This is a genomic window from Thermopolyspora sp. NPDC052614, from assembly GCF_040678635.1.
GTDB lineage: Bacteria > Actinomycetota > Actinomycetes > Streptosporangiales > Streptosporangiaceae > Thermopolyspora.
Genome location: NZ_JBFATZ010000010.1, coordinates 252,103 through 264,431, shown reverse-complemented (window position 1 = coordinate 264,431; position 12,329 = coordinate 252,103). Strand labels below are relative to the sequence as shown.

The 12,329-nt window shown below is 72.1% G+C and carries 14 protein-coding genes; 4 read left to right on the top strand and 10 right to left on the bottom strand.

What is annotated here, in order from left to right; all coding sequences use genetic code 11:
- Positions 1-79 precede the first annotated feature (79 nt).
- Positions 80-604 (top strand): MarR family transcriptional regulator, encoded by a 525-nt coding sequence (locus tag AB0K60_RS22765; RefSeq protein WP_364058272.1) that lies wholly within the window; start codon positions 80-82, stop codon positions 602-604.
- Between the two features lie 65 nt (positions 605-669).
- Here AB0K60_RS22765 and AB0K60_RS22760 read toward each other — a convergent pair whose 3' ends face one another.
- Positions 670-1,149, bottom strand: a complete 480-nt coding sequence (locus AB0K60_RS22760) for a DUF1003 domain-containing protein (protein WP_364058269.1) — start codon at positions 1,147-1,149, stop codon at positions 670-672.
- Entirely contained in the window at positions 1,139-2,452 is a 1,314-nt protein-coding gene (locus AB0K60_RS22755; RefSeq protein ID WP_364058266.1) for a CBS domain-containing protein, read from the bottom strand. Before AB0K60_RS22755 ends, AB0K60_RS22760 begins: the two co-directional genes overlap by 11 nt.
- A gap of 134 nt (positions 2,453-2,586) precedes the next feature.
- On the opposite strand from AB0K60_RS22755, the gene AB0K60_RS22750 reads away from it, so the two are divergent.
- Both AB0K60_RS22750 and AB0K60_RS22745 read left to right on the top strand, forming a co-directional pair.
- Positions 2,587-3,594 carry a DMT family transporter gene (locus AB0K60_RS22750; RefSeq protein ID WP_364058263.1) on the top strand — a complete coding sequence of 336 codons (1,008 nt, stop codon included), beginning with the start codon at positions 2,587-2,589 and terminating at the stop codon, positions 3,592-3,594.
- A 355-nt stretch (positions 3,595-3,949) separates the two neighbouring features.
- Positions 3,950-4,888, top strand: a complete 939-nt coding sequence (locus AB0K60_RS22745; RefSeq protein ID WP_364058462.1) for a CoA ester lyase — start codon at positions 3,950-3,952, stop codon at positions 4,886-4,888.
- Between the two features lie 9 nt (positions 4,889-4,897).
- Here the strand turns inward: AB0K60_RS22745 and AB0K60_RS22740 are convergent, their stop codons facing one another.
- From AB0K60_RS22740 to sigE, 5 genes are all read right to left on the bottom strand, one after another.
- The gene (locus AB0K60_RS22740; protein WP_364058260.1) at positions 4,898-5,284 is read right to left on the bottom strand and encodes a sec-independent translocase; all 387 of its coding nucleotides are present in this window, start codon (positions 5,282-5,284) and stop codon (positions 4,898-4,900) included.
- A 77-nt stretch (positions 5,285-5,361) separates the two neighbouring features.
- Positions 5,362-6,975, bottom strand: a complete 1,614-nt coding sequence (locus AB0K60_RS22735; RefSeq protein WP_364058257.1) for a trypsin-like peptidase domain-containing protein — start codon at positions 6,973-6,975, stop codon at positions 5,362-5,364.
- A 117-nt stretch (positions 6,976-7,092) separates the two neighbouring features.
- Complete coding sequence (locus tag AB0K60_RS22730; RefSeq protein WP_364058254.1) at positions 7,093-7,701, bottom strand: hypothetical protein; 609 nt, start codon at positions 7,699-7,701, stop codon at positions 7,093-7,095.
- Complete coding sequence (locus AB0K60_RS22725) at positions 7,698-8,243, bottom strand: anti-sigma factor (RefSeq protein WP_364058251.1); 546 nt, start codon at positions 8,241-8,243, stop codon at positions 7,698-7,700. The genes AB0K60_RS22730 and AB0K60_RS22725 overlap by 4 nt, the downstream gene beginning before the upstream one ends.
- Entirely contained in the window at positions 8,240-8,893 is a 654-nt protein-coding gene (sigE, locus tag AB0K60_RS22720) for an RNA polymerase sigma factor SigE (RefSeq protein ID WP_364058248.1), read from the bottom strand. Before sigE ends, AB0K60_RS22725 begins: the two co-directional genes overlap by 4 nt.
- A gap of 130 nt (positions 8,894-9,023) precedes the next feature.
- Between sigE and AB0K60_RS22715 the strand changes: the two genes are divergently transcribed.
- On the top strand, positions 9,024-9,698 hold the full coding sequence (locus AB0K60_RS22715; protein WP_364058245.1) for an O-methyltransferase: 675 nt from the start codon (positions 9,024-9,026) through the stop codon (positions 9,696-9,698).
- On the opposite strand, the gene AB0K60_RS22710 is transcribed toward AB0K60_RS22715, so the two are convergent.
- From AB0K60_RS22710 to AB0K60_RS22700, 3 genes are all read right to left on the bottom strand, one after another.
- A complete protein-coding gene (locus tag AB0K60_RS22710) occupies positions 9,685-11,178 on the bottom strand; it encodes a leucyl aminopeptidase (RefSeq protein ID WP_364058242.1) in 1,494 nt (497 codons plus the stop codon). The two genes, AB0K60_RS22715 and AB0K60_RS22710, sit on opposite strands and share 14 nt — an antisense overlap.
- Before the next feature lie 122 nt (positions 11,179-11,300).
- Positions 11,301-11,468 carry a DUF3117 domain-containing protein gene (locus AB0K60_RS22705; RefSeq protein ID WP_076433904.1) on the bottom strand — a complete coding sequence of 56 codons (168 nt, stop codon included), beginning with the start codon at positions 11,466-11,468 and terminating at the stop codon, positions 11,301-11,303.
- A 256-nt stretch (positions 11,469-11,724) separates the two neighbouring features.
- Positions 11,725-12,303, bottom strand: a complete 579-nt coding sequence (locus AB0K60_RS22700; protein ID WP_364058238.1) for a DNA-3-methyladenine glycosylase I — start codon at positions 12,301-12,303, stop codon at positions 11,725-11,727.
- Between the last annotated feature and the right edge of the window lie 26 nt (positions 12,304-12,329).

The following is a 12,329-nucleotide window of genomic DNA, read 5'->3' as shown; positions in this document are numbered from 1 at the left end:
GGGAACACGCGGGTACGCCGCCACGGACGGCGGACGGCGCGACCAAGAAGTATGTGCCAGATGCACCAAAGGTTCTAGGATGCCGACTGTGACGGTGTTGGCCGGCGGCGGGTCCGCCATCACGCCCGAGGAGCTCACTTTCTGGCGGCTGCTCCAGCGCGTCCAGGTGCGCGTCACCCGGGTGCTTGAGGCGGATCTCCTGGTGGAGCACGACCTCTCGCTGGCCGCGTACGAGGTGCTCGCGCGGCTCTCCGAGGCTCCCGGGCGGCGCCTGCGCATGAACGACCTGGCGGACCGGGTCCTGCTGTCCCGCAGCGGCCTCACCCGGCTCATCGACCGCCTGCAGGGCGAGGGCCTGGTGGAGCGCGAGGCCTGCCCGAGCGACGCCCGCGGCCTGTACGCGGTGCTCACCGAGCCGGGCGCGGCCCGGCTCGCCGCCGCCATGCCCACCTACCTGCGCGCCATCCGCGAGCGGTTCCTCGACCTGCTCGACGCGACCGAACTGCGCCACTGCTCGGCGCTGCTGACCCGGGTGTTCGAGCGGACGGTCGCCTGCCCGCCGCCCCGCGACCAGCGGCCCCGCCCGACGGACGTCCCTGGCTGACCGACGTCCCTGGCTGACCGGCGTCCCCGGCTGATCGGCGTTCGCCGCGGGCCGACGCGACGCCGTCAGGAGCGGCTCTCCGGCACGCGCTCGCACAGCTCCTCCACCACGTGCTGCAGCTCCGAGCGCAGGTAGTCGCGGGTGGCGAGCTCCGAAAGCGCCAGGCGGATGGAGGCGATCTCCCGCGTCAGGTACTCGATCTCGGCCCGGTTGCGCTCGGCGCTGAGCCGGTCCTCCTCGCCCTGCACCCGGTCCCGGTCGGCCTGCCGGTTCTGCGCCAGCAGGATCAGCGGCGCGGCGTAGGACGCCTGCAGCGACAGCACCAGCGTCAGGAAGATGAACGGATAGGGGTCGAACTTCCACGGGCTCAGCGCGTTCCACCCGATCCAGATCGTGATGAACGCCGTCATGTAAACGAGGAACCGGGCCGTGCCGAGGAACCGGGCGATCCGCTCCGACAGCCGCCCGAACGCCTCGGGGTCGTAGTGCGGGCGCAGCCGTACCGCACGGGGCTGTCTGGGCAGGTCGAGCCGGTCAGCCGCCATCGGTCGCTCCTTGCGCCTTCGATCCCGACGCCCGCGTCCCGGCCGCGGAAACCTCCGCGTCCGTCGTGGTCACCGGCTCGCGCTCGCGCCAGTCCGCCGGCAGGAGGTGGTCGAGGACGTCGTCAACGGTCACGGCGCCCACCAGGCGCCCGAGTTCGTCCACCACGGGGGCGGCGACAAGATTGTACGTCGCGAGGTAGGACGCCACCTCCGCCAGGGTGAACTCCGGGCGAATAGGGTCGATCGACTTGTCGATGGCCACCCCGACCAGGGTGGAGGGCGGTTCGCGCAGCAGCCGCTGGAAGTGCGCCACGCCCAGGAACCGCCCGGTCGGGGTCTCGTGGGGCGGGCGCGTGACGTACACCTGCGCGGCCACGGCGGGGGTGATGTCCTCCTGCCGGATGCGCGCCAGCGCCTCGGCGACCGTCGCGCCCGGCGGCAGGATCACCGGCTCGCTGGTCATCATGCCGCCGGCGGTGTCCTCGGCGTAGGTGAGCAGGCGGCGCACCGGGGCGGCCTCGCGCGGCTCCATCAGCTCGAGCAGGGCCTGGGCGCGCTCATGGGGCAGGTCCTGCAGCAGGTCGGCGGCGTCGTCGGGGGCCATCGCCTCCAGCACGTCGGCGGCGCGCTCGGCGGCGAGCATGCCGAGGATGCCGATCTGGTCCCGCTCGGGCAGCTCCTCCAGCACGTCGGCGAGCCGGTCGTCGTCGAGGGCGACCGCCACCTCCTCGCGCCGCTTGGCGGGCAGCGAGTGCAGGGCGCTGGCGAGGTCGGCGGGGCGCATCATCTCGAAGGCCGCCAGCAGGTTGGCCGCCCCCTGGTCCTGCTGGACGCTCTCGAACCCGGTGACGTCCGCCCAGTCGACCACGATGGTCTCGCCGCGCCGCAGGCCCCGGCCGGGCTTGAGCACGGCGACCTTGGTGACGAGCCAGTCGCCCGAGCGCTCGCGCTCCATCGCCAGGTCGAGCACGGTCATCCGGACGCCGTCCACGGTCACGGCGCGGTCGAGCAGCTCGCCGATGACGAGGGTCTCGCTCGCCCGCTGCTCGAACCGCCGGAGGTTGAGCTTGCCGGGAAAGACCACCGAGCCGGCCTCGATGCTGCGCACCCGGGTGATCGGCATGAACACCCGGCGGCGCGGCTGGACCTCGACGACCAGTCCGTGCACGCGCGGCGGCCGCGGCCCGCGCAGCGCGACCACCACGTCCCGCACCCGCCCGATCTGGTCCCCCGCCGGGTCGAAGACGGGCGTGCCGGCGAGCCGCGCGATAAAGATCCTCACATTCGCAGCGTAGGAGACCATCTCACCTCCCCGGTAGGGCGTCCGTCCCGGTGCGCAGTCTCATGCCCGCTACGCCGCGAATAACCGGGTTGATTCCATCAGACGCCGTGTGACAGCATCCAAAAGGTCTGACGGTCATTACGGGATGGTGGGGTATGCGACGCACCAGTTTGGCGATCGCCGTCGTCTCCGCGTGCTGCTTCGGGTTCTCCGGGCCGATGGCCAAGTTCCTGGGCGCCGCCGGGTTCTCGCCGCTGGAGTCGGTATGGGTGCGCATGGCCGGCTCGGCCGTGCTGCTGCTCGGTTCCCTCGCCCTCCTGCGGCCCCGCGCCCTGCGCATCCCCCGGTCCAGGCTCGGCCTGGTGGCCGCGTACGCGCTGGTGGCGATCGCGGGCGTGCAGGCGCTGTTCTTCGTGGCGATCACCCGCATCCCGGTCGGCGTCGCGCTGCTGATCGAGTTCACCTCGCCGGTGCTGGTGGTGGCGTGGGTGCGCCTGGTCCGCAAGAAGCGGCCGGGCCGCGCCGCGTACCTCGGCGCGCTGATCACCGTGATCGGCCTCGCGGTCGTCGTCGAGGTCTGGCAGGGCATGCGCCTGGACCTGCTCGGCCTGCTCGCCGCCATCGCCGCCACGGCCGGATGCGCGGGCTACTTCCTGCTCAGCGACGGCTTCGGCGACGAGATGGACCCGCTCGGCCTGATCGCCTGGGGCTTCGCCGGGGCCGCCGTCGCCCTCGTCCCGATCAGCCGGCCGTGGGACATCCCCTGGTCCCTGCTCGGCGGCACCGCGACGACCGGCGGCACCACCCTGCCCGTCGGCCTCGCCGCCGCGTGGCTGATCGTCGTCGCCACGGTGACCGCCTACATCACCGGCGTGACGGCGGTACGCAGGCTGTCGGCCGCCGTCGGCTCCACGGTCGCCTCGCTGGAGATCATCGCCGGGGCGCTGATCGCGTGGGTGCTGCTCGGCGAGGCGCTCGGGCCGTTCCAGATCATCGGGGGCGCGGTCGTCATCGCCGGGGCCCTGCTGGCTCAGTCGGCCGCCAGGGGCGTCAGCCGTACCACGGTGGACTCCTCCGACCAGCGCGCGGACAGCCCGGCCCCGTCGGCGGAGTTGAGCCGATCCTTGACGAGCACCGCCACCGCCTCCGGCTCCGACGCCTGATCGACCACGCGCACCTCGGCGTCGAACGCGACGAGCGCGCCGCCGTTGTCCTTGCTCGGCAGCGTCACCGTGACCCGGGACGCCTCGGTCAGGCCGGGCAGCTCCTGCTCCGGGCCGCCGGTCACCAGGTAGATCGCGTCGTCGTGCCACACGTGCCAGGCGAGCCTGGGGCGGTCGAGATGCACCCAGCACACGCCCGACTTCTTCGCCCCCTCGGCGATCAGCCGGGCGCGGACGGCCGGGTCCATTGCCGCGTTCATGGTCGGGTTCACGGTCGCGTTCACGGTCGCGTCGGCGGGCGCGCTCATAGTGGCACTGTAATGCCGGATCCGGCCTCCGCTACGGTTGCCCCATGATGCGTTCCCGGCGTTCATGCCTCGCCGTCCCCGGCAGCAACCCCCGCTTCCTGGAGAAGGCGCAGGGGCTCCCCGTCGATGAGGTCTTCCTCGACCTGGAGGACTCCGTCGCCCCGCTGGCCAAGCAGGAGGCCCGGCGCAACGTGGTGGCGGCGCTGCGCGAAGGCGACTGGTCGGGCAAGGTGCGGGCGGTGCGGATCAACGACGCCACCACGCACTGGGCCTACCGGGACGTCATCGACGTGGTGGAGCAGGCCGGCGACCGCCTCGACTGCCTGATGCTGCCCAAGGTGCAGGACGTCGCGCACGTCACCTGGCTGGACATCCTGCTCACCCAGATCGAGAAGGCCCTCGGCCTGCCGGTTGGCGGCATCGGGATCGAGGCGCAGATCGAGACCGCCAAGGGACTGGCCGACGTGGACGCCATCGCCGGGTCCTCGCCGCGGCTGGAGACGCTCGTGTTCGGCCCGGCCGACCTCATGGCGTCGATCAACATGCGCACGCTGGTGGTGGGCGAGCAGCCGCCCGGCTACACCGAGGGCGACGCCTACCACTACATCCTCATGCGCCTGCTGATCGCCGCCCGCACCCACGGCCTGCAGGCCATCGACGGGCCGTACCTGCAGATCCGCGACATCGACGGCCTGCGGCGGGTGGCCGGGCGGTCGGCGGCGCTGGGCTTCGACGGCAAGTGGGTGCTGCACCCCGGCCAGATCGAGGCGATCAACGAGGTCTACTCCCCGGCGCAGGAGGACTACGACCACGCCGAGCTGATCCTGGACGCCTACGAGTACCACACCACGGTACGGCGGCGCGGCGCGGCCATGCTCGGCGACGAGATGATCGACGAGGCCTCGCGGAAGATGGCGCTGGTGATCGCGGCCAAGGGGCGGGCGGCCGGGCTGAGCCGTACCAGGAAGTTCACGCCGCCGGAGTAGGCCGCGCGCTCAGGTCGCCTCGTTGTCGTACGGCGGGACCTCGCCGTAGGCCAGGACGCCCCCGCTCACGGGGGTGTAGGGCACCGGGTCGTCGTAATAGTCGTCGTCATCGAAGGACGGCAGGCTCGGCGTGGACGGGCGGTACCAGTCCCGTTCGATGTCGTCGAGCAGGTGCTTGCGGACGAAGCGCTTCGGGTTGAGGTCCGCCGGGTCGAAGTCGCGGAACTCGGGGCCGAGGTGGGTCTGCAGATCCGCCCTGGCGTTGTTGGCCATGTTGCGCAGCTGGCGCAGCGTGCGCCCGGCCTGCTGGGCCGCCTGGGGCAGCTTCTCCGGGCCGAAGACCAGCAGCGCGATGACCACGAGCGCCAAGACCTCAGGCCATCCGAGTCCGAACACCGTGATCTCCTACGGGGTGTGCCGATGGCCGCGCGCCGCGCGCGGCCATTCCCCAGCGTAACCCTCGAACGGCTTGGTCAGGACGGCTGCGGCCGAGGTGCCGGCGCGGATCCGACCGTGACCGTGGTCGTCTTCTCCTCGCCGTCGCGGCGGTAGGTGACCTTGATCTTGTCGCCGGGGGCCTTGCTGCGGATCGTCACGATGAGCTGGTCGCCGCTGATGACCGGCTTGCCGTCGATGCCGACGATGACGTCGCCCGGCTTCAGGCCGGCCTTGTCGGCGGGGCCGCCACTCTCCACCGCCTCCTGGCCCGGGTTCGCCTGGGTGGCGATGCGTACGCCGTCGCCGGTGTAGGAGGTGTCGATGCTGATGCCGATGCGCGAGGTCTTCGCCACGCCCGTGGTGATCAGCTCCTGGGCGATCCGGCGTACCTGGTTGGACGGGATCGAGAAGCCGAGGCCGATGCTGCCGGACTGCGCCGAGGAGCCGAGCGAGGCGATCGCCGAGTTGACGCCGATGACCTGGCCGGAGGCGTTCACCAGCGGGCCGCCGGAGTTGCCCGGGTTGATCGCGGCGTCGGTCTGGATGGCGTTGATCCAGGCGAAGTCGGAGCCGCCCTCGCCGCCGGCCTGCACCGGGCGGTTGAGCGCGCTGACGATGCCGGTGGTGACCGTGCCGGTGAGCCCGAGCGGCGAGCCGATGGCGATCACCGGGTCGCCGACGACGACCTTGTCGGAGTTGCCCAGGGTGATCACCGGCATGCCGAACACCTGGTCGGGCTTGACCACGGCGATGTCGGAGCTCGGGTCGGCGCCGACGAGCTTCGCCGGGGAGGACTTGCCGTTGTTGAAGTTGACGGTGATCTCGCCGCTGGGGCCCGCCGCCGCCACCACGTGGTTGTTGGTGACGATGTACCCGCCCTGGATGATGAAGCCGGAGCCGGTGCCGCCCTCGCGCACGCCGCGCACCTCCAGCGACACCACGCTCGGCAGCACCCGGGCGGCCACGCCCGCGACCGAGTCGGGGGCGCGGTCCACCGTGCCGGTGGTGGGGGCCTCGCCGAGGGAGTAGGACGGGTCGGTGGTCGAGGACGCGTCGTCGTGGGTGAGCACGTAGGTGCCGATGCTGCCGAAGCCGCCCGCGACCAGCGCGATCACCAGCGCGATCACCACCAGGAGGCCCGTGCTGGGACCGTTCCGCGCGCCGGCGACGGCGCCGCCGGGAATGGTCGGCGGCGGGGCCCAGCCGGGGCCCATGCCCGTCGCCTGCTGCGGCGGAGGCGGCCCGAACGGATGCGGTCCGCCGGCCGGGCCGGATATCGGGCGGGTGCCGCCGGAATCCTCCCACGGCGCGGGCTGCCGGGTGAAGGCGCCGCCCTGCGGGGGGCCGGGCTGAGGCTCGTGCTGCTGCCGGTGCCCTTCGGCCGGGGCCGGCGGGAAGCCCTCCCGGGGGCCCTGGTGCGAGCCGTGCGATCCCTGCCGGGCGTCGTAGGGGTCGCCCCAGTCGGCGTCCCGGCGGTGTGACTCAACGCGGGACGACTCAACGCGGGTGATCGAGGTGCCGCCCTCCGGCGGGAAGAACTCTGGACGGCCCAGCCGCTCGGGCCCGTCCTCGCGGGGGGAGCTCGACTGAACGCTTCCGGCTCGGACGGGCGCGCCCTCCATGCCGAAGGTGCGGTTCTCGTCGGTCATCAATGCGTCACTCCCTGCACCACAACACGGTCATCCGGCAACGAACCGTCGTCTCCGCTGCCATGCTGCTCGCAGCGGCATACGCGGGCCGTAAAGAGGGCCGTAACGGGGTAACGGTCAGCCGAACGGGTTCGCCCAGGCGATGACGCGGTCGACGCCCCGCGTGAGCCGCTCCCAGAATCCGGACTCGGACTCGTGCGGCAGCGCCGCGACGACGGAGTCGACCACGTCCGCCGACGCGTCGGCGAACACGGTGTAGACATAATCCCCGCTCGACCAGATCGCGTTCTTCCCTTCGGGCCCCTGGACCCAGATCGTATGCCCGAATCGCTCACGTACATGCCAATTCACCAGTCGGGCGGCGTCCAGTTGGCCTTTCTGGATGAAAACGGATACCACGGATGTGCCGTCGGTGTAGCCGAGATGGATGTACGCGGCCTCCTCGTCGCCGGTCACCGGCGTGCCGTCCCGCCGGTGCTCCTCGGCCATGAACAGCTTCAGGCGGCGCGGCAGGACGCCGGGCACGATCCAGCCGCGGTCGCGCAGATGGCTCACGTCGGGCCCGCCCTCGGCGTGCGCCACCGGGCCGCCCGCGTGCGCCGACCCGCCCGCGAGCAGGCACAGCGCGACCACGGCGAGAAGGATCACCACGCTGCCGCTCCCGGCGCCGCCCGCGCGGATCGTGGCCGCCCGCCGTGCGGACGGCCTGCTGTGCGGCGACGTCACGGCGTCGGCCGCCCCGGCTGTGTGGTCGCGGAGACCGGAAGCGGCGTGTGGTAGCCGTACTGCATGTTCTTGTGCTGGTTGGCGAACATCTCCACCGGCGGGGTGACCGTCGGGCCGCTATCGGTCCCGGCGGTGATGAACAACGTGCCGAGGGCCACCGCCGCCGACGCCATGCCCACGGCCACGTACCCCATCCGGCGGGAACGGCCCGGACGCCCGGGTCCCGTGGCCGCGCCATTGGACGACGGACCGCCCCGGCGCGGCCGGTTGTCGAGCGGCGCCAGGCCGTAAGCGGGCTCGAAAGGGCGGACGCGCGGCGGCATCGGGCCGCCGGGCTCGGCCATGCGCAGCAGCGACATGGTCAAATCGGCGGGCACGGCGGGCGAGTCGAGCGATCGCAGCCGGGCCTTGATCGCCCGCGTCGCCTCCACCTCCCGGCGGCAGTCGGCGCAGAACGTCAGATGCGCCAGCGCGCGCTCGCGCTCGCGGTGCCCCAGTTCGCCGTCGACCAGTGCCGAGGCGAGTTCTCCCAGATGGCTCATCGTTCCTCCCCACGGGTCATCGACGGGGGGAGCTGGTCGCCGCGCTCGGAGTCGCGGGGCGCCCGGTGCTCCAGCGCCTCGCGGAGCTGGGCGCGACCGCGATGAATGCGGCTGCGTACGGTGCCCAGCTTCACGCCGAGCGTCGCCGCTATCTCTTCATAGGACAATCCCTCGATGTCGCACAACACGACCGCGGCGCGGAACTCCGGCGCGAGCGAGTCGAGCGCCGCCTGGATGTCGGGCTCCAGATGGGCATCGTCGTACGCCTGCGCGGGGGTCGGTTCCCGCCCCTTCAGGCGCTCGGCGGCGTCGTCGGCCAGCCCCTCGAAGCGGATGCGCTGCTTGCGCCGCGCCATGTCGAGGAAAAGGTTGGTCGTGATCCGATGCAGCCAGCCCTCGAACGTGCCGGGCGTGTAGTTCGACAGCGACCGGAAGACCCGGACGAAGACCTCCTGCGTGAGATCCTCGGCGTCGTGCACGTTCCCGGTCAGCCGGAAGGCCAGACGATACACCCGCGCCGAATGGGTGCGGACGACTTCTTCCCAGGTAGGCGGCGTCCACTCCCCCGTGGAATACGCGTCATAGGGAGCACCCGCCGGGTGGGAGCCATCCACCGGCACTCCTCTCTCCGGGACCACCGCTACTGCCATAGTGCCTGGTTTCGTCCCCTCGTGCGCGGCCACGACCTGACCTTGCCTGTATAAAACCCGTTCAAAGCGTGCAACGTCCCCGATGTGGCGTGAGTTCCCGTTCGCAGCCGACTCCCCTAGGCTGCGAGCCATGCGAAGCGGGGAGGAGATGGACCAGATGGCCCCGACGCCAACCGGTCCGGTGGAGGCGAGCCTGGCCTACGCCGAAGGGTTCCACGTGGAGGACGAGATCCTCCAAGAGGCCAGGAAACGCGGCATCGAGTGGGCGGCGGATCCGATCCTGCCGGGCGCCGGCGCGGCCCTGTGCTTCCTCGCGACCGCCATCAACGCCCGCGCCATCGTCGAGGTCGGCACCGGATGCGGCGTCTCCGGCCTGTGGCTGCTGCGGGGCATGCGCCCGGACGGCACGCTCACCAGCGTCGACATCGAGCCGGAGAACCAGCGCCTGGCCCGGATCGCCTTCTCCGAGGCCGGGTTCTCCGGCAGCCGGGTCCGGCTCATCTCCGGGCGGGCGCTCGACGTGCTGCCGCGCCTCGCCGACGGCGGCTACGACATGGTGTTCTGCTCGGCCGCCAAGCACGAGTACGTCGACTATCTCGCCGAGGCGATCCGGCTGCTGCGGCCGGGCGGCATCGTCGCCTTCGACAACGCGCTGCACGGTCACCGGGTGGCCGATCCCACCCGACGTGACCCGGACACGGTCGCGATGCGCGAGCTGGGCAGGCTGATGCGCGACGACGAGCGCCTCCGGCCGCTGCTGATCCCGCTCGGCGACGGGCTGCTCGCCGCCGTCAAGACCGGGTGAGGTAGTCCAGCAGCAGGCGCACGCCGTACCCGGTCGAGCCCTTGGAGTGGATCCCCTCGTCGGAGGTGGTACGGCCCACGGCCGCGATGTCCAGGTGCGCCCACGGCCGCCCGCCGGTGAACTCGCGCAGGAACAGCGCCGCCGTGATCGAGCCCGCGCCGAACTCCCCGCCCGTGTCGATGTTGGCCAGGTCGGCCACGGTCGAGTCGAGCGCGGGGCGGTAGTCCTCGACGAGCGGCATGCGCCACACCCGGTCCCCGCTCGACTCCCCCGCCCGCACCAGGTCGGCGGCGACCTCGTCGGAACTGGCGAACACCGCGCCGTACTCGCGGCCGAGCCCGATGCCGATCGCGCCGGTGAGCGTGGCGACGTCCACGATCACGTCGGGGTCGAGGCGGGCGTCGGCGTAGGCGAGCGCGTCGGCGAGCACCAGGCGGCCCTCGGCGTCGGTGTTGAGGACCTCCACGGTGCGCCCGCCGAAGTGGGTGATGACGTCGCCGGGGCGCTGGGCGCCGCCCGAGGGCATGTTCTCGGCGGCGGCGATCAGGCCGGTCACCCGGGCCCGGCAGCCGAGCTCGGCCAGGGCGCTCATCACGGCGATCACCGCGCCGCCGCCGGCCATGTCGGTCTTCTGGAACTTCATGTTGTCGTTCGGCTTGAGCGACAGCCCGCCGGAGTCGAAGGTGATGCCCTTGCCGACCAGGACGACATGCCTATGCCCACCGTCCGCGGGTGCGTCCTTCGGGCGGTACTCCAGTTTGATCAGGCGGGGCGGGTACGCGGAGCCGCGGCCGACGGCGAGGATGCCGCCGAAGCCGTCGGCCTCCAGCTTCTCGGCGTCCCACACCTCGGCGTCGAGGCCCGCCTCCCGGGCGATCTCGACGGCCCGGTCCGCCAGCCAGGCGGGGCTCTTGATCGACGAGGGGGTGTTGGCCAGGTCGCGGTTGAGCGCGGTGGCGCGGGCGGTGACCTCGCCGCGCCGTACGGGCTCGCCGGCGGCCTGCGGCCCGACGAACCGGATGCGGCCCGCCGGCTTGGCGCGGCCCTCGCCGGTGCCCGGCGTCGAGCCTCCCGAGCCCAGGATCCGGAAGGCGTACGAGGCGAGCAGGGCGCCCTCGGCCAGCGCCGACCAGGCGTCCGCGGCGGCGTCCGGCAGCGTGATCGTCAGCTCCTCGCGCCCCCGCGCCCGGCGGGCCAGGCCCGCGGCGGCCTTGCGCAGCGCTCGCGGCCCGCGGTCGCCGACGCCGTACAGCAGCACCCGGCCGACCCCGTCGCCGCGCGGCACCGGCACCTCGACGATCTCGCCCGCCTCGCCCTTGGCGTCGTACTCGCGCAGCAGCGCCTCCGCCGCCACCGGCAGCGGCACGCCGGGGGCGAGCCCCGCGTCGTACGGCACGGCGACCGGCCCGGCCGCCCCGTACTCCGCGGCCGGATCCGCCGCGTGAACGGTCTCGAAGATCGTCGAGGTGTCTATTGGCACTGCATCTCCAGGAATATGTCGAGGCGCGAACATGCCGACGGCCCCGGCGTGACCAGCGCCCGAGGGAGCCGCGCAGCCAGGGCCGTCGTGAAAACTAGAACGAAGCCGGCCGAGTCCGGGTGTCAGCCGACGACTTTTTTCAAGGCGTCACCGAGGGCGCTGGCTTCATCCGCCGAGAGCTCGACGACGAGCCGGCCGCCACCCTCCAGGGGGACCCGCATGACTATGCCCCGTCCTTCCTTGGTGACCTCCAGCGGACCGTCGCCAGTCCGCGGCTTCATCGCCGCCATGCGTGTAATCCCTTCCTGCTTCTGGACTGCGTGTCGCAACCGGGACCGTCAGTGAGACCGGCCTCATGTATACACGTCATTCTGTGATGTCCTATTATCCCGCGTCCGACACCTAGGTAGGTAACGATCTCCTCCCAAGATGCGTTGTCGGCGGCCACGACCCCAGCCAAACCGGGGCGACCGGACGCCCGCGTCGCACTTTTGGATCTTTTCGGAGACCGCTTGCGTTCTCGTGGCGGACGCGCCGCAGGGTGCCTCAGGCGGCGGCGACGCCGACGCGGTCGCGTACCCAGCAGTCGGCGAGGTGGTCGTTGATCAAGCCGATCGCCTGCATCAGCGCGTACGCGGTGGTGGGGCCGACGAATCGGAAGCCGTGCGCGCGCAGTTCCTTGGCCAGGGCCTTGGCGGTGGGGGTGGTGGCGGGCACGTCCTGGGGCGTTCTGGGGGCCGGGGAGCTCGGGTCGGCGTACTTCCACACCAGCTGCGACACCCCGCCCGGCACCTGCAGGGCGGCGCGGGCGTTGGCGATCGCGGCCTCGATCTTGGCGCGGTTGCGGATGATGCCGGGGTCGGCGAGCAGGCGCTCGACGTCGGCGGCGTCGAAGGCGGCGACGGCCGGGATGGAGAAGCCCGCGAAGGCCGCGCGGAAGTTCTCCCGTTTGCGCAGGATCGTCAGCCAGGACAGGCCGGACTGGAACGCCTCCAGGGTGAGCCTCTCGAAGACGCCGTCGTCGCCGCGCACCGGACGCCCCCACTCCTCGTCGTGGTAGGCGAGGTAGTCGGGGGCGGAGGTCGCCCAGGCGCACCGGATGCGGCCGTCCGGGGCCTCGGTCACCGGCATTTCCATCGGCGGCGTTCCCA